This window comes from Labrys sp. WJW, assembly GCF_001676615.1.
In the GTDB taxonomy this organism is placed as follows: Bacteria; Pseudomonadota; Alphaproteobacteria; order Rhizobiales; family Labraceae; genus Labrys; species Labrys sedimenti.
Genome location: NZ_LYXZ01000018.1, coordinates 111,901 through 137,202, shown reverse-complemented (window position 1 = coordinate 137,202; position 25,302 = coordinate 111,901). Strand labels below are relative to the sequence as shown.

18 protein-coding genes and 1 riboswitch are annotated in these 25,302 nt (G+C 65.1%); of the genes, 3 read left to right on the top strand and 15 right to left on the bottom strand.

The window, feature by feature from the left end:
- Positions 1-99: 99 nt before the first annotated feature.
- From BA190_RS12620 to mobA, 11 genes are all read right to left on the bottom strand, one after another.
- On the bottom strand, positions 100-732 hold the full coding sequence (locus BA190_RS12620; RefSeq protein ID WP_082979690.1) for an ATP-binding cassette domain-containing protein: 633 nt from the start codon (positions 730-732) through the stop codon (positions 100-102).
- Positions 716-2,272, bottom strand: coding sequence for an ABC transporter permease subunit (locus tag BA190_RS12615; RefSeq protein WP_068287199.1), 1,557 nt, complete (start codon positions 2,270-2,272; stop codon positions 716-718). The genes BA190_RS12620 and BA190_RS12615 overlap by 17 nt, the downstream gene beginning before the upstream one ends.
- A 37-nt stretch (positions 2,273-2,309) precedes the next feature.
- A complete protein-coding gene (gene thiB, locus BA190_RS12610) occupies positions 2,310-3,323 on the bottom strand; it encodes a thiamine ABC transporter substrate binding subunit (protein ID WP_156771496.1) in 1,014 nt (337 codons plus the stop codon).
- 53 nt (positions 3,324-3,376) lie between these two features.
- Positions 3,377-3,489: riboswitch (TPP riboswitch) on the bottom strand.
- Positions 3,490-3,593: 104 nt separating this feature from the next.
- Positions 3,594-4,778, bottom strand: a complete 1,185-nt coding sequence (locus BA190_RS12605) for a VWA domain-containing protein (RefSeq protein ID WP_068287702.1) — start codon at positions 4,776-4,778, stop codon at positions 3,594-3,596.
- 19 nt (positions 4,779-4,797) lie between these two features.
- Positions 4,798-7,101, bottom strand: coding sequence for a DUF5682 family protein (locus BA190_RS12600; protein ID WP_068287703.1), 2,304 nt, complete (start codon positions 7,099-7,101; stop codon positions 4,798-4,800).
- A 9-nt stretch (positions 7,102-7,110) separates the two neighbouring features.
- Positions 7,111-8,190: an AAA family ATPase gene (locus BA190_RS12595; protein ID WP_068287192.1), complete on the bottom strand. Its 1,080-nt coding sequence runs from the start codon at positions 8,188-8,190 to the stop codon at positions 7,111-7,113.
- A 19-nt stretch (positions 8,191-8,209) separates the two neighbouring features.
- Positions 8,210-9,652, bottom strand: coding sequence for a DUF5691 domain-containing protein (locus BA190_RS12590; protein ID WP_068287189.1), 1,443 nt, complete (start codon positions 9,650-9,652; stop codon positions 8,210-8,212).
- Between the two features lie 4 nt (positions 9,653-9,656).
- Entirely contained in the window at positions 9,657-11,069 is a 1,413-nt protein-coding gene (locus tag BA190_RS12585; RefSeq protein ID WP_068287182.1) for an SWIM zinc finger family protein, read from the bottom strand.
- A gap of 98 nt (positions 11,070-11,167) precedes the next feature.
- On the bottom strand, positions 11,168-11,830 hold the full coding sequence (locus BA190_RS12580) for an HAD family phosphatase (protein ID WP_068287180.1): 663 nt from the start codon (positions 11,828-11,830) through the stop codon (positions 11,168-11,170).
- A gap of 14 nt (positions 11,831-11,844) precedes the next feature.
- Complete coding sequence (locus BA190_RS12575) at positions 11,845-13,590, bottom strand: ABC transporter ATP-binding protein (RefSeq protein ID WP_068287177.1); 1,746 nt, start codon at positions 13,588-13,590, stop codon at positions 11,845-11,847.
- 225 nt (positions 13,591-13,815) lie between these two features.
- Positions 13,816-14,412 (bottom strand): molybdenum cofactor guanylyltransferase MobA, encoded by a 597-nt coding sequence (gene mobA, locus BA190_RS12570; protein ID WP_068287697.1) that lies wholly within the window; start codon positions 14,410-14,412, stop codon positions 13,816-13,818.
- A 232-nt stretch (positions 14,413-14,644) separates the two neighbouring features.
- Between mobA and BA190_RS12565 the strand changes: the two genes are divergently transcribed.
- The 3 genes from BA190_RS12565 (at position 14,645) to BA190_RS12555 (ending at position 16,244) form a co-directional block, all read left to right on the top strand.
- Positions 14,645-14,911 carry a sulfurtransferase TusA family protein gene (locus tag BA190_RS12565; protein ID WP_068287174.1) on the top strand — a complete coding sequence of 89 codons (267 nt, stop codon included), beginning with the start codon at positions 14,645-14,647 and terminating at the stop codon, positions 14,909-14,911.
- Positions 14,911-15,429 (top strand): molybdopterin-guanine dinucleotide biosynthesis protein B, encoded by a 519-nt coding sequence (gene mobB, locus BA190_RS12560; protein ID WP_068287692.1) that lies wholly within the window; start codon positions 14,911-14,913, stop codon positions 15,427-15,429. The genes BA190_RS12565 and mobB overlap by 1 nt, the downstream gene beginning before the upstream one ends.
- Before the next feature lie 62 nt (positions 15,430-15,491).
- Positions 15,492-16,244, top strand: a complete 753-nt coding sequence (locus BA190_RS12555; RefSeq protein ID WP_068287171.1) for an SDR family oxidoreductase — start codon at positions 15,492-15,494, stop codon at positions 16,242-16,244.
- A 182-nt stretch (positions 16,245-16,426) separates the two neighbouring features.
- Here the strand turns inward: BA190_RS12555 and BA190_RS12550 are convergent, their stop codons facing one another.
- The 4 genes from BA190_RS12550 to BA190_RS12535 form a co-directional block, all read right to left on the bottom strand.
- Positions 16,427-20,731 (bottom strand): translocation/assembly module TamB domain-containing protein, encoded by a 4,305-nt coding sequence (locus BA190_RS12550; protein WP_068287168.1) that lies wholly within the window; start codon positions 20,729-20,731, stop codon positions 16,427-16,429.
- Positions 20,731-22,716, bottom strand: coding sequence for an autotransporter assembly complex family protein (locus BA190_RS12545; protein ID WP_162275101.1), 1,986 nt, complete (start codon positions 22,714-22,716; stop codon positions 20,731-20,733). Before BA190_RS12545 ends, BA190_RS12550 begins: the two co-directional genes overlap by 1 nt.
- A gap of 473 nt (positions 22,717-23,189) precedes the next feature.
- A complete protein-coding gene (locus BA190_RS12540; protein WP_068287165.1) occupies positions 23,190-24,287 on the bottom strand; it encodes a TRAP transporter substrate-binding protein in 1,098 nt (365 codons plus the stop codon).
- Between the two features lie 98 nt (positions 24,288-24,385).
- Positions 24,386-25,282, bottom strand: a complete 897-nt coding sequence (locus tag BA190_RS12535) for a glycosyltransferase (RefSeq protein ID WP_068287162.1) — start codon at positions 25,280-25,282, stop codon at positions 24,386-24,388.
- Positions 25,283-25,302: the final 20 nt, after the last annotated feature.

The window sequence follows — 25,302 nt, the reverse complement described above, 5'->3', positions numbered from 1 at the left end:
GCGTAGTGCTTCCAAGAGCGGACGAGGACGTCCGCGCTCCCAGATAAAAGACGCCACAGCGAGCGACTCAATAGCTTTTACCCCGAGTTCGAAGCCTTGTCAGGCGACCACCCGCCCATCTGCAACCGTGATGACCTGATCGGCCCTGCCCTCGACATCCTCGGGCGTATGCGTGGTCATCAGCACGGTCAGGTTCTTCTCACGACGCAGCGTATCGATGAGGTCGATCATGTCGGCACGCATGATGGGATCGAGTCCCGTCAGCGGCTCGTCGAGCAGCAACAGAGGGCGCGTGGTCAACATGGCGCGCGCGAGCGCGACCCGCTGGCGCTGGCCACCGGAGAGCTCTGAAGGCAGGCGCGTTTCCATGCCGGCTAGATCGACATGCTCGAGCATCGCCGAAATGGCCTGGCGATCGGCGGTCGAGAGCCGCAGAGAGGGCGACAAGGCGAGACCGGCGTTCTGCAGAGCCGTGAGATTGGGCAGGAGATTGTGGTCCTGGAAGACGATGGCCACCGGCCTGTCGGCCGGTTTCAGCGGCAGGAGATCGATCCCGTCGAAGCTGAGCCTGCCGCTCTCCGGCTTTTCGAAACCGGCAATGGCATGCAGCAAGGTAGATTTACCGCCGCCGGAGGGGCCGACCATGGCCGCCAGCGCACCGCGCGGAACGGCGAGGCCGTAGCGTCCGGTCCAGTCGTCGATGGTGATGGTGAGATTATCCACGACGAGCATGCCGGCCTCCAAACCGCCCAGCCACCAGGAACAGCACGAGCACCAGACCGGCAAGCAGCGCGGCGATACCGTCCGCCTCGGCGACACGATAGGAGCCGAGCTTGGCATAGAGCAACGCCGGCAGTGTCACCAGGCTCTGCGAGCCGAACAGGGCCACCACTCCGAGATCCCCGAGTGACAGCGCCATGGCGAGGGCGAAACCCGCCGTGGCCGAGGGAGCCAGCAAGGGCCATTCGACCAGACGCAGCCGGGTCCAACCGGTCAGGCCGAGATTGTCGGCGAGCCGGCCATAGCGCTCCTGCGCCAGTGCCATGGGCGGATCGACGAGCCGGTGCACGAAGGGCAGCGCCATCATGGCGTTGACCAGGATGAGGGCCGGCATCGCCACGAAATCGGTCACGCCCAGCGCCCGGGCGATCACGTAGAGGCCCGCGGCGAAGGCCAATGGCGGAGCGGCCAGGGTGAGCAAAGGGGCTGCAGCCATCAGCCGCGCAAGGCGCGGCCAGCCCTGCCCTGCCAGCGACAAGCGCGAACGCGACAGCAGGAGGGCGGCGGCCAGCGCCAGCAAGGCGGCCGCCAATGCAACCACCAGACTGGTCGCGAGGGCCCGGGGCACCTGTGGATCGACGCCAGCCGCCAGCGTGCGGCCGGCATGAATGACCGCGAGCAAGGGCGGCAGCAGGAGAAGCAGGGCAAGGCCGATGACCAGCGCGTCCACCAGGCGCAGCCAGCCAGTTTCCCGATCGGGCCTCTCCAGCCTGCGTCCCACGCTCGCTGCCTCCGGAGGGCGCACCAGCAAGGGCGCGGCGAGCGTCACCAGCAGCGCCATGGCGGCGATCTGCAACAGGGCCAGCACTGCGGCCCTGGCGAAGTCGGCATCGGAATGGATGGCCTGGTAGATCGCGACCTCGAACGTGGCGCTGCCCGGCCCGCCTCCGAGCGTAAGGGGGATGGCGAAGGACGTCGCACAGGCGATGAAGATCAGGAGCCCCAGCGCCGGCAGGTCTCGCTTCAGCACCGGCCAATCTATGCGGCGAAAGATCGTGGCAGGGGGCATGCCGAGTGAGGTTGCCAGCCGCCAATGCTCTCCAGGCACGGTCTCCAGCGCCGCGAGGAACACCCGGCTGGCAAAGGCGCCGTTGAAGAAGACATGTACCAGCAGGATGCCGGTCAGCCCATAGAGCGAGATGGCCGGCAGGCCGATGGCGCCCAGCACGGTGTTGGCAATGCCCGCCCGGCCATAGATGCCGGCAAAAGCGAACACGGCCACGATCGAGGGCAACGCCGCCGCGACCCCGAACAGGGCCAGCAGCAGCCGGCGTCCCGGAAATTGCCGCCGCGCCAACGCCAGGGCGACGCACGCCCCGAACGAGAGCGACAGCAAGGTGGACAGCAGCGCCTGATAGACGGTGAACCCGGCAATCGAGACGAGATAGCCGACATTACCCTGCCAGGCGTCGCCGCCGGCCGCGAGAAACAGGCTGGCGAGCGCGGTGAGCACGAGTGCGGCGAGGCCGCCAAGGAGGATCAGGCCGGGCATAGAGGATGAGGCAGCAAGCGCCTTCTCACATCCCTGCTCACTTCGCCATGGCGGCCAGCCATTCGTCGATCCAGGCCTTGCGGTTCTCGGCGAGCTTGGCCGGATCCGCCATCAGGGCCTTGGCCGGAACGGCAACGGCCTTGAAGCTCTCCGGCAGGCCGGCAGCCGGCGTCCTCGCCGGATACATCCAGTTGGTCTCAGGCAGGACGGCCTGGGCCTCATCGGAGATGAGGAAGGTAAGGAATTGCCGCCCGAGATCCTGCTGCTTGGAGGTCTGGATCAATCCGGCGACCTCGACCTGGGTCTGGTGCCCCTCGGGGAACATCGCGGCCTTGTAGTTGGTCTTCTTCTCGGCACCGATATGATAGGCGGGCGAGGTCGAATAGGAGAGCACCATGTCGGCCTCGCCCTTCAGGAAGAGGCCATAGGCTTCCGACCAACCCGAGGTGACCGTGACGATGCGGGGCTTCAGCGATTTCCAGGCATCGGAGGCCTTGTCGCCATAGACGGCCTTCATCCAGGCGAGCAGGCCGAGACCCGGCGTCGAGGTGCGCGGATCCTCGATCACCAGCTTGGGGCCGTTCTTGTCGTCGACCAGATCCTTCAGGCTGGCCGGCGGGTTCTTGAGCTTGTCGCTGTCATAGACGAAGGCGAAATAACCCCAATCATAGGGAATGAAGGTCTTGTTGGTCCAAGGCTCGGGCAGAGAGAGCTTCTCGGCCGCCACCCCATGCGGCGCGAACAGGCCGGACTTCTCAGCTTCCCCCATCAGATTGTCGTCGAGCCCGACCACGACGTCGGCTTTGGTCGAGGCCCCTTCGAGCTTGAGCTTGGCAAAGAGGGCGCCACCATCATCTGCAGTGACATAGGTCAGCTTGCAGTTGCACTTGGCCTCGAAGGCGGTCTGCAGCGGCTTGCCGGGGCCATATTCGCCGGAGAAGCTCTCATAGGTGTAGACGGTGAGCACCGGCTTGTCCTGCGCCGAGGCCGTCGTGGCGACGGTGGCCAGTGCAAGAGCGGCGAGCAATTTCCTCAGCATAGCGTCCTCCATGTCGAAAACGGTTCGATACGGATGACGGCGGTGAAGAAAATCGAGGTGAAGCTGAAAGCTTCGAAGCTCATCCCTCCGCCGGCACAACCCGGATCAGGTTCGATGGGTTAGACGTCGCTTGCGGCCGCCGTCTTCTCAGCCCTTGCGGGCACCCCATGAGACGATTCCCGTGTTAGCGTTTTCCCGGGACGAGGGAAAGCCTGTTTTGCGGGAGCCGGCTGCTCCCAAAGAGCGCACGCTAAAGATGTGCCGATCCGACCGGCGGTTCCCTCAGGCCCGGACCGTCGCGATATCCTGCCCGGCTGCCCATTCCTGCAGGTCGGAGCGCTTGAGCGCATGCGCCATCATGTCCGGGAACTGGTCGGGCGTGCAGGCGAAGACCGGGCAGCCCAGCGCCGCGAATTTCTGGGCGTGATTGGCATCGAAGCCCGGTCGTCCATCATCGGACAAGGCGAGCAGGACGATGAGATTGACGCCACTGGCCACCAGTGCCGCGGCCCGCCCGAGCATCTCCGCGGCATTGCCGCCTTCGTAGAGATCGGTAATCAGCACGAGATGAGTCTTGGCCGGTTGGGAGACCAGACCCTGGCAATAGGCCAGCGCCGCATTGATGTCCGTACCGCCGCCGAGTTGCACGCCGAACAGCACCTCGACAGGGTCGGCGAGTTCCTCTGACAGATCGATGATCTGGGTATCGAAACAGACGAGCTTGGTCTCGATCACCGGCAGGGATGCCATCACCGCCGCAAAGATCGAGGAGTAGACCACGGACGTCGCCATCGAGCCCGACTGGTCCACGCAGAGAATGACCTGATCGAGCTCGGCCTTCGTCCGCGTCTGCCGGGCATGGCCGACCAGCCTTTCGGGCACCACGGTCCGGTACTGCTCCTGCCAATGGCGCAGATTGGCCGTGATGGTGCGCGGCCAGTCGATGTCGTTGTAACGCGGCCGGCTGGTCCGCCTGCCGCGCAACACCGCGCCCCGAATGGTTTCGGCCGTGGCCTGGGCAAGACGCTTCATCAATTCGTCGACCACCTTCTTCACCACCATGCGGGCAGTGTCCTTGGTCTTGTCCGGCATGGCCGAGCGCAGGCTGATGAGATCTGCGATCAGATGAACGTCGGCCTCGAGGCTGGCTAGAAATTCGGGCTCCAGCATCATCGCCTTGAGGTTGAGGCGCTCGAAGGCGTCGCGCTGGATCACCTGCACCACGGGCGTGGGAAAGAACTCGCGGATATCGCCGAGCCAGCGCGCCACGCGCGGCGCCGAGCCGCCCAGGCCGCCGCGCCGGCCTGGAGCTCCCTTGCCGCCCTCGCCATCGCCATAAAGCGCCGAAAGCGCGCGATCCATGCGGACATCGTCCGGCGACAGATCGGTATCGTCGTCCCCGCCCAGAGCCAGGCGCCAGCGCCGGCGCCGCTCGCCCGGAGAGCCTGCAGTCCCTGCCGCTTCCATGCCGATGTCGTCGTTTGTCTCATCGGACATGCGCGTCGAGCCCCAGAATCGTGGTGAGTAGCGGCAAGGCGGCGGCAAAACCCGGAGCGGCGAGATCGTCGCCGGAGTGTTTCGGCAGTGCCTGCCGTCCTGAAGTCACTTTCGCCACCTCCGCCATCAGGCGCCGGCGCTCGCTAATGCCGAATCCGGAAAAGGCCCGGCGCAGCATCGGCAGCACTTCGGTGAAGTCGGTGGGTTCCTGCTCGTTGAGCCAACCGTCGACGAGTGCGAACAAGGCCGGATCCTGCAGGATGACCTCCGCGCTATGGCCGAGAAAACCCTCCAGCCATTGCCCGGCCGCCTTGGGGGCATTGCCCGGCGACAACGCCCGCGAGAAGGCGACCGCAGCCTCGCCCTCTCCCAGCGCGGATCGATCGTAAAGCCGCCTCAGGCCAAGGCCTGCGATAAGAGGGGTAACGGATGCGTCACCGCTGAGATGGCGCAGGCGCCGCAGCCATTCCTGGCTGAGATAGGAGTCATCCAGCAGATTGAGGGCGTCGTCGAACTCCACCATTGCCTTGCGCATGGCCGCCGCGGCATCGTCATCGAGGTTGGCCGCCGCCAGTCCCAGGCCGGCATTGACCTCGACGGCCATCGCCTTGGCGAGCGAAGCAAGCGCCTCGGTCGGCATCTTGCGGGCCGTGCCATAACGCAGAACGGCGACCAGAGGCGGCACGGCCTGCATCAGGCTGACCACATCGGCCGCATCCACCGCCGCCGCCTGCAGCAAGCCGATGCAACGCTCGGCTGCCTGGGGCAGATCGGACATCAGGCACAATCGCACCAGATCGGCAAGCAGCCGAACATCCCTTGTCGTGGAGGCACGCGCCACGGCCGCCCCGCCGGCAGCCTGCTCGACGGTCACGCCGTGGATCAGCGCCTCGGCAAGCTTCACCGACAGCTCCGGGGTCCAGGCCAGCACCCAGATTTCCCGGAAGGTACCGCGCCCGCTGCCGCTACCGCTGAGCCGCCCCCAGGTGACGCCGAGGAGGTCGAGACGATGCAGCAGGGTCGACTTGGCAAGGCCGGCCTCGCTGCGCAGATCGAGCGAAACCTCCTGCGCCACGGCTTCGGGCTTCAGGCGAAGACGTTTCTGCCAGAGGGCGAGATCCGCGGCGAGCGGCATTTGCGGCACGTTCTCGTCGAGCTCGCCGACAGCTTCGCCAATGATCAGGCGCCTTTCCACCACACGGAACGGCGCTTCATCGCCATGGCAAAGCGCGGCCAGCGTAGCGTCCCGCATTTCCGCAAGGCCCGGCACGGCAAGATCGCGCAAGGCCGCAAGCCCGGTGGCCAGGCGCGAAGCCTCGATCACCGAAGCAGTGGAGGCGCCGAGGCCCTCCTCGCGCAGCAAAGTAGCAACGCGGGTCTGCCAGGTCGAGGCGAACACATCCGGCTCCATGACGGCCGCCTGGTCCTCGTAGAGGCTCCACAGATGGGCATACCACCCCGGCGAGGACACGCCGGCGCCATAACCGGAGGCAGCAGCGAGACGGGTCTCGGTCCAGGGGATCCAGGTCACCTCGACTTTTGTTTTCGGCAGATCCTTCAACAGTGCCTTGTCGTCGGAGATCGCGATCTTGCGGGCGAGGGCCGGCACGTGCCAGGCACCGCAGACCACCGCGATGGGTCCTTCGATCTCCTTGAGAGCGTCACGGATGCGAAGGCGCATATGGGCTTCGCGTCGGGCCTCGCGCAGAGCCGCCGGCGAGCGGGCGGGATCCTCGGGAAAGCCGGCACGCAGCGCCGTCATGGCCTCCGCGATGACGGCGAAGACCTCCCTGGCTGCCCCGCGGCTTTCGACCAGCGCATTCCAGAAGGCCTCGCCATCGGCATGGCCTGAAATCTCGGCGAGACGGTCGAGCGGATCGCCCTGAAACAGGCTCTCCTGGAGCAAGCCGTCCTCGGTTGCCTCCGCCTCGCCATCGTCAGACGTGTCCGGTGACTCCGGCTGCATACGCCCGGCCAAGGAGGCGCCGATCGGCAGATCGATGAAGCGCACAGGCCGGTCGTGGCGTCCAGCCCAGCGCATGGCCTGCCATTCCGGCGAGAAGGATGCGAAGGGAAAGAAACTCGACTGTGCCGGATCCTCGGCCGCATAGGCGAGCAGCGCCACGGGCGGTTTCATGCCGGGAAGGCTGGCATAGGTGATGAGACCGTCCGCCTCCGGCGGCCCCTCGATCAGCACGACGGCGGGCTGCAGAGCCTCGAGTGCTACTAGCAGGCTGGCGGTCGAGCCCGGGCCGTGATGGCGAATACCGAAGAGATGGACGCGCTCGTCCATGGCCGACACCTACAGCACGTCGCGGATGGCGACGTAGAGATCCGACCAGCCTTCCCGCGTGCGCACGACGTTTTCGAGATATTCCTGCAGCGCAACGGTATCCTGCACCGGGTCCTTCACCACCGCCCCCACGATATTGGCCGCCATGGCGTTGGCGTCGATGATGCCATTGCCGAAATGGCCGGCTTCGGCCCAGGCGCTGACGCCCACCGAGATCGCTTCCGCCGTCGATAGCGAACCGGTCACCGTCTTGAGCTTCATCTTGCCGTTCAGGGTCTGGCCATCACGCAATTCGCGGAAGAGGGTGACGATGCGGGCGATTTCCTTGTCGGCCGGCTCGATGGGCGGCAAGGCCAGGCTGGTTCCGATGTCGCGCACGCGCTTGACCACGATCCCCGCCTCCTCGTCGAGCGAGGTCGGCAGCGGTAGCACCACCACGTTGAAGCGCCGCTTGAGCGCCGAGGACAGTTCGTTGACACCCTTGTCGCGATTATTGGCAGTCGCGATGACGTTGAAACCGCGCTGCGCGTCGACAGCCGTGTCGAGTTCGGGAATCGGCAGGGTCTTTTCCGACAGCACGGTGATCAGCGTGTCCTGGACATCGGAACCCATGCGGGTGAGTTCCTCCAGGCGCACAATGGTGCCCTCCTCCATGGCTCGCATCAGAGGAGTCGGCACCAATGCATCCCGGGACGGTCCCTTGGCCAGGAGCTGGGCGTAGTTCCAGCCATAGCGGACCTGGTTCTCGTCCGTGCCGGCCGTGCACTGGATCAGGCGTTTCGACGAGCCCGAGATCGCCGCGGCAAGGTGTTCCGACACCCAAGATTTCGCGGTACCGGGCACGCCGAGCAGCAGCAAGGCCCTGTCGGTCGCCAGCGTCGCAACGGCCGTTTCGATCAGCCGGCGATTGCCGACATATTTGGGCTGGATCGGCGTGCCGTCGGTGGCCTTGCCGCCGAGCAGATAGGTCACGACGGCCTGCGGAGACATCTTCCAATTGGCGGGCCTGACGCGATCGTCACCCTTGGTGAGAGCCGCAAGCTCCTCGGCAAAAATCTCCTCGGCCGAACGGCGCAGCATATCGGACATGGACGAATTCTCCCTGGAATCAAGCGGAATCAAGCAAATCGAGAAGGTTCAGGCCCTGGCTGGCGCGGCTGGTGAGCGCCGGGCCGAATGAGCGCAGTTCGGCCCGCAACCCGCCTCGTTCTGCGGCGGGAGACAGGGCGGCAATGGCCGAAAGAATCGCGGCGGTGGAGGCGGTGGGCGTATCGTCCGTCCCGGCGGGAAGGCTGCGCCAGGCCTTCGAGGCCACGATGGACTTGAACATGGTGGAGCTGAGCGGCGAGCGCAGCACCATGTAGAGCTTCGTCCATTGCTCGGCTGTGGGCAATTCGCTCCAAAGCGCCGGCCGAACCAGCGCCGCCTGCAAGGCCGGCACAGCCGCCTCGCCGAGATCAGCTTCCTCGACCTGATCAAGAATGGGCCACAGATCGCTGCGCCCCTCGCTAAGCCCGGCAAGCAGGGACCAGCGGCCTTCTCGCACCGCCAGCGCGGCAAGGACGAGACCGAGGATTGCATCGGCCGCGGCCTTGCCAATCTCCTCGACCGACATGGCGAGCCCTTGCGCCAATTGATCGAGCCCGACGCCGGCAAAAGCCTGGAACGCCCATTGCTGCTGCTGATAGGGCCGGATCGTGGCGGGATAATCGAGCGACAGCGTACGGCCTCGGCGCAGAAGGCCGGTCTTGGCGACCTTGATGCGGCCGATGCATTCCTGCAGCTTCCTGGTGGAGGCGACCGATCCCGGTAACCGGCCGAGCAGGACCTCCGCCACATCCCGTACGCTGGGTGCCCTGTCGGTGGCGAGCGATTCCAGGAATGGCGCATCCGCCGTCGAAAGGCCAACCGCCAGGGCCTTGACCAGGGTGGCGCGCACCGGCGCCCGTTCGGAGGCCAAGGCGGCGGCGACCAGGTCCCGTGCCCTGGCAGCGTCGACGCGCCGCTGCTCGCGGATGAAGCCCGCCTTCTGGCTCGGCCAGCCTTGCTGCCAATTCGAAGCATCAATCCTTTCGACGAAGAAATAGGGATTTTCCTCGTCCCCCTCTTCGGGAACCGCATTCCGGTTGACCCAGGCCAGGGCGCTGGTGCCGAGGCGTTCGGCATGAAGACGCGCGAAACCTTCGAGGCGGGGCAGATCGAAGGGATGGATCTTCATCCTGCGGCGATCGAGCGTATCGGCAATGGCATAAGCGAGGCCATCATCGGCGCTGCCATTCTTGCCCGACAGGAGCGAGACCATGAGCGGCCGGGCAGCGGGCGGCGGCAGGGCTCGGCTGTCTTCGAAGGCGGGTCTTTTTGCTTCCACCCGCCGCGACCAGCGCCGGAGGAAGCGCTGGTGCTGTCCCAACAAAGCGAGTGCCTGCAACTGTACTTTCTCTGCCTTCGCGTCGAGGATGCCATCGAACGCCCTGGCAATGGGCACGGCCTGCCGCCCGGTGCCGAGCAGGAAACCGCGCATCAAGGCTTCGGCTGAGGTGGCGTCGAGCATCGTCCTACCCTGCGATCCAGCGTCCGAGCGGCGTCTCGGCGAGCTTCAGTTCGAGACGATGCCCATCCCAGATGCCGAAGACAGCATTGCAGGCGATACCGGCCAGGGCCTCGAGGCTGTCGTCGCCGGGCCTGGCCCGAAGCGGGAGAGCGATCTCGCCCTGCTGCGCGGCAAGCACCGCGCCCTGCGGCGTCTGCACGACGATGGCGTCGCGCGCCGCGATCGGCCAATCGCCGAGCCAGGGTTTGCCGGCCAGACGGGCTTCATAATCCTCGATCGCAGCCGGCAGGTCTTCGGCCGGAGGCTGCCAGGCCTCGATCCTTTCCATGCCGCCCACCTGCTCGGCGATGATGGCGCGCAGGGGAACGGAGGAAGGATAGAACAGCATCTCCGCGTCCAGGCACTCACCGGGCGCGTAGAGGGTACCGGCATTGCCGACCGAGACGGGAATGAAGTCGATCATCTGGGCAAAGCGCGGGCCCTCCCCGCCATCGAGCCGGCCAAGCCAGGTCTCCAGGCGCCGGAGCTTGTCGGGCTGCACTTCATTCACGCTTGCCAGCACCATCCAGCGGCCGCGTTGTCGGAGCGCGTCGGGATCGGCGAACAGGGCCTCCTTGGTCATCGTCCAGCCGACCGCGAGGCGGACATCGGCGGCGAGCGCCGCCGGCAGGCTGGCCTGCCGGCGGTAGCCCTCGGCGATGAGGAAGAGCTCGCCGAGGCGCTGCACCAGAAAGTCGCCGCGTTCTTCGTCCGGCATGGCGAAAAGCGCCGCCGGCAATTGTTCGACGCGGGCGGCGAGGCCATGAGCCTTGGCGTCGACGAGGCGCCGCGCCAACATGCGGCATTGATCGACGGCCATCGCCTGAAAGCCGGCAAGACCGCGCTCGATCTGGTCCTGCAGCCAGCGATCGAGGTCATCGAGCCCGGCCAGGACCGAGGCTTCACGCTCCTGGCGCACGCGCTCGCGCTGAGCGGCGGCGCGGGCCAACGCCTTGGGATCGGGCGCAGCCTCCTCCTCAACAGGCGCGGCATCGAGGGACGCCCTGGGCTTGTCGTCTCCAGCCGTAGCCGCCGGGCGAGCACCGCTGGATGGACGACGACGCGACAGCCATTCCGCGACCCAGTCAGGCCGCTCGGCCGGGCCGAAGGACTTGCCGTCGGCTCGCATCCACATCAAGGCAAGCGTGTGCTTGCAAGGAAATTTGCGGCTGGGACAGCTGCATTTGTAGCCGAGGTCGGCTTCCGCGACGACGACGCGATAGGGCAGCGAGCCCGACCCCTGGCACTCCCCCCAGATCAAACCCTGTTCGTCCTGGGCGATGGTCGGCCAGAGCGAGGGTTTCAGCAATTTGCGGGCAGCGTCGATCGAGCCTTGATCGGGTGCAAGCTCCTCAACTTTTGCCAGTGTCAGAGTCATGCAGCTTCCGCTTCAGCACCGCGATCAACGCTCTCGAATCGAGAAAAGCTTACGCAGAGGAATCGGGCAGGCAAGTGGAATCCAGGTCACCGGTGCCATCAGGCGATGCCGAGCCGGGTCGCCGCGAAGGGCCTGAGCCGTGGGTCGGTGTAGTCGGGGATTGCCAGTTCCACGCCTGCCGCCAGCAGCGCTTCCTCAGTCATGCTGGTGGCAAGACCGATCACGGCAAGGCCCGCCGCCTTGCCGGCCGTGATGCCGGAGCGCGAATCCTCGAAAGCCAGGCTGGAAGCGGCGCGCCCCTGCAGGCGTTCCAGGCCGACGAGGTAGGGATCGGGATGGGGCTTGGGATGGGCAACCTCGGCGCCGATCACCACGGTCGGAAAGCGTTCCACCAGGCCCAGATTGACCAGCTGATGCTCCGCATTGTCCCGGGGCGCGTTGGTGACCACACCGATCGGCACGCCGTTCCGTTCCAGCCAGTCGAGAAAATCCGTCAGCCCCTTCGCCGGCTTCAGCCCGACAAAGAGGCTGCGGAACATCGCCTCCTTGTCGTCGACGAGCTTGAGGGCGACGTCCTCGTCGAGATCCTTCAGGAAGTTCCTGGCGAGCAGGCTGTTGGGCTGGCCCATGATCTCGGAGACATAGGTGTCGAGGGAGAGCTCGATCCCGTGCGGCGCCACCATCTCGCGCCAGGCCTCGTAATGCAGGTGATCGGCATCGACCAAAGTGCCATCGAGATCGAAGAGAGCAACGGATTTCACGAAACAAAACCTTTTCAGAGAGTCAGGAGTTGGGGCTCGTCGCGGAACTGCACCGCGTGGAGGGCGGCATAGCGCCCTGCCCTGGCGAGCAGTTCCTCATGGCTACCCTCCTCGACCAGCCGGCCGCCGTCGATCACGCAGATCTTGTCGGCTTCCTGGATGGTCTGCAACCGGTGGGCGATCACCACGACGGTGCGGCCAGCACAGAGATCGTCGAGGGCATTCTGGACGGCCTGTTCGGATTGCGAGTCGAGAGCGGCCGTAGCCTCGTCGAGGAGGATGATTGCGGCATCGCGCAGGATGGCACGCGCGATCGCGATGCGGGCACGCTGCCCGCCGGAAAGCTGCAGGCCGCGCTCTCCGACCTCGGTGTCGTATTCCCGGTCGAAATCCACGATGAAATCATGGGCATAGGCGGCCTTGGCCGCCGCCTCGATCGCCTCTTGCGAGGCACCCGGCCGGCCGAAGGCGATATTCTCCCGGATGGTGCCGGCGAACAGGAAGACGTCCTGGCCGACATAGGCCATGGCACTGCGCAGGCTGGCGACGGAAACCGACGCGATGTCCTGCCCGTCGATGCGGATTGCGCCGGAGCCTGGCTCATAAAAGCGCAGGATCAGGTTGAGCACGGTCGACTTGCCGCTGCCTGACGGACCGACCAGAGCCGTGGTCTTGCCAACTTCAGCGATCAGGGAGAGGTCCTGCAGGACCGGTTCGTCCGGCTTATAGCCGAAATTCACATGGTCGAAGACGATATGGCCGCCCTTGTTGACGAAAGCTGGCTTGGCCTCCTCGATCGGCCCTTCGCGCGCCGGCTCGTCGAGGACGTCATAGAACATGCTCACCCCGGTGACGGCCGCATTCAGATCGACATTCACACGAGCCAAGGCCTTGGACGGAGCATAAGCGATCAGGAAAGCGGCTAGGAAAGAAGTCAACTGCCCGACGGTGAGCTGGCCCTCGGTGATGCGCCAGCCGCCATAGATGATCACGGCCGCGATGGCAAAGCCGGCCATGGTCTCCATGATCGGGCCGGTCCGGTTGCCGAGCCCGGCCATCTTGTTGGCGGCCGACTGCGCTTCGGCAACGCCACCCGCCATGCGCCCTCGCATCGCTTCTTCCATGCCGAAGGACTTGACCACCCGGATCCCCTGCGAGGTTTCCTGGATGATGCCGGTGATCTGCGCAGTGCTCTGATATTGCCGCTTCACCACGCGCCGGATCCGCTTGGTGATGTAGCGGATACCGAGTACCGCCGGCGGCATCACGATAATGGCTGATAGGGCCAGCAGTGGATCGCGCATGATCATCACGGCGATCAACGCTCCAACCTGCAGGACGTTGGAAATCGAGGTGACCAGAAGATTGGAAGCGATGCGCGAGGAATTGGCCACAAACGTATTCGAGGCAACCATTTCCGTGGAATGGCGCGCGCTGAAATAGGCCATGTCCTGCTGGACGACGTGGTTGAACAACCGTTGCTGCACGCTGGCGATGATGGAGTTACCGATACGGGCGAGCACGGTGTCCTTGGTGTAGGCAGCCGCGCCACGAACCAGGAAGACCGCGACGACTATCAGCGCAAGGCCAACAATCTGCCCCATGTTCTGCTTTTCTGCCATGGCACCAATGACCGGGCCGATCAGCCAAGCCACCAGACCACCCATGGATGCTTCGATGGCGCCGGCAGCAATCGCCACGCCATAGGAGCGGGTATGCTTGCTTCCTTCGTCGGAGAACAGGCGCCGCAGCAACGGCATGGCGCGGACTGTGTTCTGAGCCTCTGTGGAAATGGTGGCAACTCCTGGAGCAGCGCAGGTTTTTGCCAAATCCCGCTGCACTCCGACTTTGGTTTCAACGCGCCTCTGCGTTTACCGGGAAGCCCCGTAGATCGCAAAAAGCTCTAGCAATCGCCGCGCTTCTATCACCGGCGCGGAATTAAGGCCAGATGGCCGCACTGCTGCGCGATGAGACAGCTTCCGCGGTCAGGCCGCGGGGAAACGGGCGAGAAGCGCCTCCGCCTCCGCCATGCCGTCGGGATCGTTGACGTTGACAAAGGGATCGAAGGGTTCGGCCACCCACGCCACTTCCGCGAAATCGTGCTGCCGCAGGATGGTCTCGACCCGGCGCTGATCCTCCTCGACCAAGGCCTTGCGCAGAGCGGTGCGCAGATCGACGGGCCAGAGCGACGCCGTCGGATGGCGCCGGCCGGCCGAGACTGCGACGGCACCCCTTCCCGCCTGTGTCCCCGCCCGCAACCTTGCCACCAGATCCGCCGGCAGGAAGGGAGCGTCACAAGGCACCACGGCGACCTCGTCAAAACCGGCCTGCGCCGCATGATCGAGACCGGCGAGCACACCGGCCAGCGGTCCCGGAAAATCCGGCACGCCGTCCGGCAGGATCGGAAGAGACAGTGTCTCGAAGCGCGCGGAATCCCCATTGGCGTTGAGAAAGAGTGCGCGGACCTGCGGACGCAGGCGCGCGGCGATGCGTTCGAGTATCGTCCGCCCGCCCAGCAGGGACAGTCCCTTATCGCCGCCACCCATGCGGCGCGACAAGCCGCCCGCGAGGATCACGCCCATGATGGCGCTGCCTGTCTTCCGCTCGTCCTGGTTCAACGACACTGCCTCGCCTTTCCGAGATCGATGGCGGCTGAAGGTCGCCTTGCCGCCGCTCGAGATGTTCCATGCCAACGGCATGTCGAGCAAGCCCAGAGGGACTTTTCCGGGATTTCTTCAACCCCGACAGGGCGGAGATGCGTCGCGACGACGCACAATGGTTGTATGGCGGCCTCCGGCTCGCTAGAGCGGTGATATGTCCGCTCATCCGTCCTCCCCGTCGGCGACCGCCCCGGCCCTGCGCATCGATCTGCGCGGCCTCAAATGCCCGCTGCCCGTGCTGCGCGCACAAAAGGAGCTGGCCCGTCTTTCGCCCGGCGATCGCCTCATCCTCGAATGCACCGATCCGATGGCCGCGATCGACCTGCCCAACCTGGCGCGCGAAACCGGCGACATCTACGAAGGACGCAGCGAGGAGCAGGGCTTCACGGCGCATCACATCCGCAAGGGGCCGACGCCATGATGCGGCTTATGGGCCTGTCGGGCTGGAGCGGCGCCGGCAAGACAACCCTGATTGCCGCGTTGATTCCGGCTTTGCTCCAGCGCGGCCTGACGGTGTCGACCATCAAGCACGCCCATCACGCCTTCGATGTCGACAAGCCGGGCAAGGACTCCTACATCCACCGTGAATCGGGCGCCCGGGAAGTGCTGGTCGCCTCGGCCCATCGTTTCGCGCTGATGCATGAGCTGCGCGGCGCTCCCGAGCCGCCTCTTACCGAGCTCCTCCGGCGATTGTCGCCGGTCGACCTCGTCATCGTCGAAGGGTTCAAGAGCGATCCGCATCCCAAGATCGAGGTGCATCGCACCGCGACCGACAAGGATTACATCTATCCCGGCGATCCCTATATTCGCGCCATCGCCACGGACGCACCCGGCCCCTTCCCGATGCCGCGCTTCGAGCTCGACGACATCGACGGGATTGCCGAATGGGTGATCCGCGAGGCAGTTCCCATCGAACCGGGAGATGTCTCCCCTCTCTGAACGATCAGATCACGTCCATCCCCTTGAGCCAGCCAAGGCCGATCACAAGCCGGGAGTTTTCCATGTCGCAGCGCCCTCTCCTTCTCGTTACCGGCGGAAGCCGCGGCATCGGAGCCGCCGTCTCGCTCAAGGCTGCCCAAGCCGGCTACGACCTCGTCATCAACTACCGCAGCGACCATGCCGCGGCCGAGGCCGTGGCGGAAGCTGCCCGGCATGCGGGTGCGCGGGTACTGCTCCGTGCCGGCGACATGGCCAAGGAAGACGACATCGCGGCCCTGTTCGCGGCCGTCGACGATTTCGGCAGGCTGACGCATCTGGTCAACAATGCCGGCATCACCGGCAAGTCCGGACGGCTCGCCGACACCGATCCCGCCGTCATACGCGAGACGATCGACGTCAACGTCACCGGCGCCATCCTGGTGGCTCGCGAAGCGGTCAAACGGCTTTCGACCCGGCTGGGCGGCCTGGGCGGGGCGATCGTCAACATGTCGTCCGCCGCGGCGACCTTGGGCTCGCCGGGCGAATATGTCTGGTATGCCGCATCCAAGGCCGCAATCGACGGATTGACCTACGGCCTCGCCCGCGAGCTCGCCACCGAGGGCGTGCGTGTCAATGCCATCCAGCCCGGCATGGTCGACACCGAGATCCATGCCCGCAGCACAGGCGACGCCGGACGCGTGGAACGCATCAGGCCGAGCATTCCGATGCAGCGTATCGGCGCCGCCGATGAAATTGCCGATGCAACGCTCTATCTGTTGTCGGAGGCTGCGAGCTACGTCACCGGCTCGATCCTGCGCGTTGCAGGCGGCCGCTAAGACATGGGCTGGCAACAACTGGAACGCCGCCTTTGTCATGCCCGGGCTTGATCCGGGCACCCAGCGTTCCTGTTTTTGGACATCTGCGAAGGGGAACTGGATTGCCGGGTCGAGCCCGGCAACGACAAAGGTCGAGCCAGTTCGATTCGTTTGCTGACGAATCCTGACGCGAACGCCGCTCCTCAATATTCGCGTTCGTAGTAGATGCCGCCCTTCGAGCCGTCGGTGCCGGCCTGGCCGCGCAGCTTGAGGTTCCTGGTGACGTCGAGATTGATGGTGGCGTCGGTCTGGCCGCCGACGCCGGAGGTCACGCCCAGATAGATCTTGTCGCCGATATAGGTGCCGGCCTGCACGGCGGCATTGCCGCTGGAATCGGTGACCACGCCGAGATTGTCGAGGCCTGTCGACTTGCGGATACTGTCGAGCAGGCCGGGACCGGAGGGACCGCCGGCGAGCTGGGCCACGGCCGTGGCAAGCTGGGCGAGCTGCAGCGGCGACAGGTCCTGGATGCTGCGACCGAACAGGAAGCGCGCCATCACCTCGTCCTGCGGCAACTGGGGCACCGAGGAGAGCACGATCTGCGGATCGGAGGCCCGCCCCGTCACGCGCACCGTCACCGTGATCGAGCTGTTGCGGGTAGAGGCGACGAAATCGATGTTGGGATCGAGATCGCCGACCAGGGTCACCTTGCCCGAGTCGAACACGATGTGCTGGCCGATGACGTCGAGCGAGCCGCGCCGCATCTCCAGGAAGCCCACCGGGGATATGTTGGCGACCGACCCCTTCAGGGCCATCTGGCCGCCGAGTTCGGCATCGATGCCACGGCCACGCACGAAGATGCGGGCGGGCGCATCGATGGTCAGGTCGAGCACCACATTGGGGCCGGAACTGGCCTTGCCCTTCTTGGGCTTGCCGGCCGCGGCGGTATCCTTCGCCTTTGCCAGGGTCCGGCTCACCTCACGCGGCGGCTTGAGATGCTTGACGCCGAGCATGGCGGCATTGGCGGCAAAGCGCTCGGGAATGGTGATCTCGGCACGCTGGATCTCGATACGACCACCGATGACCGGCTTGACCATCAGCGGGCCGCGTATCGTGATGTCGCTGGAGACGATCGCCGTCGCCAGATTGCCGTCTGTGAGCTTGGCGTTGCGCGTGGTGATCTTCAGGTCGGCAGCGAAATCGGGCTTCAAGCCGACCGAACCGCTGACACCGATCGAACCGCCGCCCTGGGTGGTCGCGCTGAACTGGGTAATGGTTGCCCGGTCGCGATCGAAGCGGATGGTGCTGCCGATCCCCGTCAGCTTCATGCCCGTTTCGGGATCGGTCACCGTGCCGCCTGATATCACGGCCTGGCCGGATACGGCCGGCGCGGCGATCGAGCCGCCGGCCTTGGCGTTGAGGGTGAGCGTGCCGGTGGCGCGGCCGCCGCGATCACGCAGGGCGCCATTGGCCAGAGCGAGCGGCGCCGACGCCTGCACGTCGACGGAAAGGCCCGCCCCCTGCAAGGGCACGTGACCGCGCGCGGTGACCGACAGGCCCCCCGCTCCCGTCAGGCTGGCGCTGCCGATGGTGACGGCCTTGCCCGCATAGCGGCCATTGGCGGCGAGCTGCAGGGCCGGAATGCCGAAGCCCTTCGCGGCGGCGACACCGAGGCCGCTGCCCTTCACGTCGAACTCCGCCACCGGATCGGCGGGCTTGCCGGAAAGCTTCACATTGGCCGACAGCGTGCCCGTGGCGCCGAGGCCGGGCGAAGCGATATTGGCCAGAGACAGTGGCAGCTGGCCGACGACGATATTCATCGCCAGCGTCTCGCCGACCTTACCGTCGACGGACACGACGCCGCCCTGCCCGATCCTGAGCACGGCCTTGGGGATGGTGACCCCGCTCTTGCGGCTGGCGATGGTGACGGGTGACTGAAGGGAGGCGGAGATGCCCTGCTGCGAAACGTCGAGCTTGTCGAGCCGGGCGTCGAGCCCATCGCCCGCCGGCTTCACCGCGCCTGCGAGCGCGAGCCTGCCCTTCGGCATGGTGCCCTGAAGCTGGAAGGCGGTGGCGTTCTCGCCCTCCGGCCTGGCGCTGGCCTGCAGCTGGCTGAGGATGAAGGAGCCGGCCTGGACATTGGCGGCATTGGCTGTGCCGGCGAGTGCCGGAACACCCGTGAGATCCCGCCCGGTCAGATCGATGGTGGCGGAGCCGATGCTGTTGGCCTCGATCTTGAGCGCCTTGGCCTGCGCCTTGATCGCGGCGTTCTGCTTGTTACCCTCGACGGACAGGCCGATATTGGCGGTCAGCGAACCGGAAGCCTTCATCAGCAGCAGCGGCGCAATCGCGGCCATGTCCGGGATCGCCGCATTGAGCTGGCCACTGGCACGCCCGTTCGGGTTGACGGCAAGGTCGCCGGCAAGCTGGGCGGCTCCCGCGCTGGCATTGAGGCCGTTGATCTGGTGGGTACCATCTGCCAGCGTGGCGATGGTCGCGCCCGCCTTCACCGGCATGCGGTCGAGCTGGCCGGACAGCGAAAATACGCCGTTGACGGCGGGGCCGGCGACACTGCCGGTGAAATTGGCCTTGCCGTCGGTGAACGGCTTGCCCTGCAGCATCAGCTTGGGCGCGACGAGATCGGCGACGACGTCGGGCTTTTCGGCACTCCCCTTCAGGCTGGCATTGACCTCAACGGCGCCGGAAGCGTTACCCGTCACCAGCTTGATGTCGGCGAGGCTGGCAGTCGCCTTGAAATCCATCGCCTTGGCGCCATAGAGGCCATCGGCCGAGGCATTGAACTGCTGGTTGCCCAGGGTGATCTTGTCGAAATGCAGGCCCTCGGCATCACGCCGGACACCGCCCTTGAGATCGGTCGCTCCCTTGAGGACGGCATCGAGGCGCGGATCGCCGAGCACGATGTCGCTGGCCTTGCCTTCGAAGGTCAAAGCGAGACCGCCGCCGGCCAGGGCGACGTCGCCCTTGGCGGTCAGATCGGCCTTGCCGCGCAATTCGCGTCCCGCAAGGCCGGAGAATACCGAGATATCGGGCGTGGCCAGCGAGTAGATGCCGCTCATCTTGGTACCAACGATACCGGTGAAGCCGGCCTGGAAGGCGTTTGCCGCGAGACGCACGCCGTCGACGACCACAGGCTGCCCCGCCTGCCACTTGCCGGCTGCGGTGAGGCCGAGGCTGCTGCCGAGCGCCTTGGCAAGCCCGGCATCGGACGAACTGAGCTTGTCGCCCCGCCCGTCCACCTTGAAGGTGAGACTGCGTTTTTGCGGATCGGCGAGGTTCTGGGCATCACCGCCGGCCTTGATGGTGGCGCTCTCGGCGGCGACAGTCCCGGCAACCAGCTTCTGCAGATCGAAATTCGCGGTCCAGCCACCATCGCCGAACTGGGCGGCCAGGGTCATTCCCCTGATGCGGGCATTGCCTCCCGGCAACAGGATGTCGTGGCCATCCTCGGCTCCGAATTTGCCGTCCAGCTTGAGCTTGGTCGGAAAGGCATCGGGCGATAGCGTACCCGCGAGGGCCAGGTCCAGCACGCCGGATTTAACGGTCGCATGCTTGAGTTCATAGCCACCGCCCGCAACCTGGCCGCCCTCGATCGAGAGGGCCGACTGGCCCCGGACGAAATCGGCATAGGCCGGATCGACCAGCCGTTCCAGATTGCCCCCGAGATCGGCCTTGAAGGTGACGCCATTGGCGCCCTGGGCAAGCGTCGTCTTGCCGCCGAACAGCTTGTTGCCATCGGCCGAAAGGGCGATATCGGCGGCGAAATTGTCGAGGGGCCCGGAACCGACGATGGTGAAGCCGAGCGGCGGCGAGCCGGGCACCTTCAGCATGCTGCTCAGGAAGCCGCCATGCGGTTCCTGCAGCGAAAGATTGAGGCCCAATTGCTTGGTAGCATTGTCGAAATCAGCGGTGAAGGTGAGATCGCCGCCGGCCGGTTGCGTACGCTTGATCAGCAATTCCGAATGCAGCTTGCCGTCCGCCAGCAGGGCATTGCCGCCGACGTCGAACACCGTATCCTCTCCGGCCAGTGCCGCAGAGAGCTTGACCACAGGCACGGCAAGCTTGCCGAGTTTCACCGAAACCGGCAGTTCGGGCAGGGAGAAGCCGCCCTCGCTGGCGGCCGGCTGCACGCCCTGGGGCGGATTGGGCTTGCGCGTGATCTCGATCGAACCGGCTTCCAGGAGGTCGACATCGAGCTTCTTGCTCATCAGGGCAAGCCGGCTCCAGACCAGATGGGCGTCCTTGATGGTCAGCCACACGCCTTGCCGGTCGGCGATGGTGATGGAAGAGATCTTCACATCAGACGAAAGGGCGCCATCGATCTGGCCGAGCGAAATCTTCTGGTCCGGTGTCGAGATGGTGTCCTCGACATAAGTGATGAACCAGGACTTCTCGCTGGCGTCATCGGCGCGCGCCGGCGCGAGCGCCTTGAGTCCGAGGGGAACAGCCACCACCGCGACGGCAGTGAAGAGAACGATCCGGCGCCGCATCAGAAGCTTTCTCCCAATCCGATATAAAGGGCGAAAGGCGGTGTATTCTTCTTCTTGACCTTGCCATCCTCGATGACGAAGCCCTTGACGGGCGTGAGGCCCCTGGCGATGTCCACGCGGATCGCCCCGAGGCTGGTATAATAGCGCAAACCAATACCGGCACCGATCTTCATGTCCTCGTCGAAGGAGGGATAGGCGCTGGAGAAGGCGCTGCCAGCATCGACGAAGGGCACGATGCCGATGCTGTCGGTGACCTTGATGCGCATTTCGAGCGAGCCCTCCAGCAAGGAGCGGCCGCCCACGACGAAGCCACTGTCGAGCTTGGGACCGAGGCTGCGGAAATCATAGCCGCGCACCGAGCCGCCGCCGCCCGCATAGAACATGCGATCACCGGGCAATTCGCTGGCAGGCGCACCGACGATGGAGCCGACCGCAACCCGGCCGGCCAAGACGTAGCGCCCCATCGCATCGAAGGAGAAATAGGCCGAACCGTCGATACGCGTCACCGCGCCGAAATTGCCGAACTTGGCCTCGTAGAATGGCTCGAGCGTGCCCTTCAGGCGATAGCCGCGCGTCGGCTCCAGCTTGTCGTCGGTGGTGTCATAGGCGAGCTCGCCGGGCAGGCTGAACAGTACGAGATTGCGCTTGCCGTAGAAATCCTCGACCTGGTCGTATTCGCCATTGATGGCAATCTTGCCGGTCAACCGTTCGGAGAACTCGTGGGCAAGCCCAACGCGGGCGCGGAACGTATTCTGGGAATAGGGATCATAGACCTCGCGCTTGGCCAGCAACTGCGCAGTGAGGTCGGTGAAGGGGTCGAAGATCCCCGGCTTCACGAAGGTAACGCCGCCGGAATAGGTGAACTTGGTCGGATCGGCCGAATCGACCCCCGCGACCGTTGCATCGAAACGCAGGCGCTCGGCCTCGCCGAACAGGTTGCGGTGCTCCCAATACCCATTGAGGCCGATGCCGTCGGTGGTGGAATATTCGGCGCCCGCACCGAAAACATGCAGTGGGCGTTCAGACACGGTGACCATCAGCGGCATGGTGCTGTCAGCTGCAATCGCATCGCCCTCCACGATGCTGGTGGTGGAGAACACCTGCAGGCGCTGCAGGCGCCGCTTGGCGAGTTCGATCTCGGCCGGATCGTACTGATCGCCGGGCCGGAGCCCGGTCTGGCGCGCCACGAAAGCCGGATTCATGTCCTTGGTGCCGTCGACGGTCATGCGCCCATAATGGGCTAGGCGCCCCGGCTCGACCGCCAGCGTGACATCGAGCCTGTTGTTGACGTGGTCGGCTGTGATGACGCGCGGCAGGGCCTTGGCCTTGGGATAGCCCTGGCGCCGCCAGGCATCGATCATCGCCTGTTCCGCCGACAGGACGATGTCCGAATTGGCCTGATGCCCCGGTTCCAGGCCGAGACGCTCGGGCGTCTTGGTCTTGGGAATGTCGTCGATCGGGCTATGCGGCGCCCGGTTCTCCATCCTGATCCGGCCGAAGGTGAAGACGGGACCGGGATTGACGTTGATCACCACCGGAACCGGATGCGGCAAGGTGGCGTCGATGGGAATATCCTCGAGCTTGCGCCCATTGACCATGATCGAGATGGAGGCGCCATAGCGCGCATTGGCATAGAGCGTGCCGAGAATGCGATCATATTCGGTTCGCGCCTTGGAGAGGAAGGCGGGCGTGCTCGGCGGCGGCGTCTCGTCCTTGCCGCTATAGAGGGAGGATGCACCCTCGACCGCCGACTTGATCGTCTTGTCCCCGCCTGCGATCACCACTTCGATCTTGTAGGTCTGGGCGTCGGGTGAGACCGGCTTCTCGTCCGATCCGAAGAAATTATAGCCGAAGAGCTTGAAGGCTGCGGCAGGCTGAGGCTTGGCTCCGGCAATGAGCGCCGCGACAGCCACCGACAGGGCGAGCCCCCTGGCCAGGCGCCGCCGCGCCGGCATCAGGCGTTCCAGCCTGCTGAGCCCCCTCATCGCTTGTCGATCGCCCCACGCCATAGACCAGCGCCCCCACTGAACCCCTATACGAGGGCGCCGCCCCGGAGCCGAACCTTACGCCAAACAACCTCCGCCAATCAACCCATCACCGTATATCATCATGAATAAACGGTTAACCACGTAATCAATCCCACCACCTCAATAAACTGATCCACCGAAACATTCGATAAAGTTTGAACATTCCTCGTATGCTTAGATAGGGAATTCCCATGAAGCGACGCATATTTGCATTCAAAGGTAATCGATAGATGGTTTTCTACAGGCAAACGATCGAAAACTTCGAAGTTGTCTTGCCAAGAGATAAGAAAATAACTTTACGTCATACCAATCGTATACAAATGGTAAAAACAACGCTACACGGTAACCCTGCCTCTCGAGCGCCAAGCTCGGACCCAAAACACAGACAAGAATTGGCAGGATCGGCACCCGCCGGCAGGCCAAGGAAGCAATCAGCTGCCTTTGGGATAGTCATAGGAGAGCAGGCGCATATTGGCGTAACCCTGGTCACCAATACGGGTCCACAGCAGGGTCTGCTGGCGGAAGCCGAAATAAGAGGCAGCGAGGCGACGCATGAACTCGTCGCCATTTTCGATGATTTCGCTCAGAACCTGCCCGCTGGCCGTACCGAAGGCCTGAAACACCTCGTCGGGGAACTGCTTGAGAACAACGCCCTGCTGAGTCACCGCCTGGGCGATCGCCGCGGGCGCCCGGGCGCCGTATTCGGCCAGGGAGCGGGCATTTTCCTCGGCGCAGGCGACCTCGATCGCCACTTTGTGGGTGGCCGGCAAGTCGTCGAACTTGGCACGGTTGACCTGGAGCTGCAGCGCCGCGCAAGGTTCCTGGAATCCGGGCCAGTAGCAGAACTTGGCGGCATTCTGGAAACCGAAGCTGAGATCGTTGACCGGTCCCATGAACTCCGCCGCATCCAGTTCCTCGGCCTGGAGTTTGGGAAGGATCTGGGAACCAGGCATCAGCACCTGCTGAACGCCGAGCCTGGCGAGGGCCTGGCCGGCCAGGCCGCCGATGCGGAAACGCAGGCCCTTGAGATCGGCGACATTGTTGATTTCCCGACGGAACCAGCCACCCAGGCGCGCCCCGGTATTGCCGGCCGCAAAGGCCTTGATGCCGAACTGTCCGCCCAGTTCGTCCCATAGCGCCCTGCCCCCGCCGGCATAGATCCAGGCATCGAACTCCTGGGCGATCAGGCCGAAGGGAATGGCTGAAAAGAAGGCGAAGGCCGGCGATTTGGCAAGATAATAGGCCGACATGTCATGCGACATCTCCACCTCGCCCGACATCACGGCGGCCATGTTCTGGTCTCCCGGCACCAGTTCGCCGGCCGCATAGAGCTTGATGGTGAGTTGGCCCTGGGTGAGCACGCCGATCCGATCGGCCAGGCGCTGAGCGCCGGTGCCCGCTCCCGGCAGGCCTTTCGGCCAGGCCGTCGCCATCCGCCATTCGATCAGGTTCTGCGCCAGTGCAGGAGCGGCAAGCATGGTGGCGCCGGCGGCGGCAGCTCCAGCGAGAAAACGACGTCGGGTCGACATGAAGAGGGATCCTGTAACGCAAGACTATGCACCCAGCCGGGTGAATAAGCAGCCTACAAGATGAACCGGGGCTGAACTGAGGCCGGGATCGCCCTCCCCTACGCCTCCATGCGCCGAAGGAAGGCCTGTCGCGCCTTCTCGCTCCAACCCAGAAGTTCTGCCAATTCGGCCTCCTCATAGCGGGTTTCGGCATCCACCGGATCACCCCAGCCATTCCGCCGCCGATAGGCGGCCAACGCCGCCATTTCAGCCAGGAATGACTGGCGACGGCGCTGGGTCTGATGGACGTTGCCGGCGTGAGCGCGATAGTGCAGCAGAACCTCGGGGTGGTTGCCCAGCATGCCGATCTCGCCGATACGGAACCACAAATCGACATCCTCCGCATGATCGAAGGCAGGTCGATAGCCCCCGACGCTCAGCACGGCCTCGCGCCGCAATATGGTGGTCGGATGGGCCAGGCTCGGACGGGAGTGCAGGATCTGCGGATCGGTTTCGACCTCCGACGGCGGACCGACGATGTTTCCTCCCGCATCGATCATCCTAAGAGCAGTGCCAGCCGCCAAAATCTTGGGATGATCGGCCATGAACGCGACCTGGCGCTCGAGCCTTTCGGGCAGGGCGATATCGTCGGAATCCATGCGGGCGACGAGATCGCAGCGTGCCTGCGCGATACCGTGGTTCAGGCTGGTGGAGACACCCCGATTGACCTCGTTGCGGAATAGCCGGATGCGCGCATCCAGGCCGCGATACCATTCGAGGAAGGCGGAGGTGCCGTCCGTGGAGCCGTCATCGACGATGACGAGCTCGAAATCGGCCAGCGTCTGGCTCAATATGCTGTCGATCGCCTCGGCGCAGTAGCGCACCCGGTTGTGGACCGGCATGACGATGCTGACCAGGGGGTGCGCGCCCAAGGTCGGCGCCATGGCCCCGGACGTCAGGAAGGAATGCCGACGGGCAGACTGCGGAAAAGGTGGCTGAAGCTTCCAGCCCGTCATGGAGCCTCCGCACCGACCAA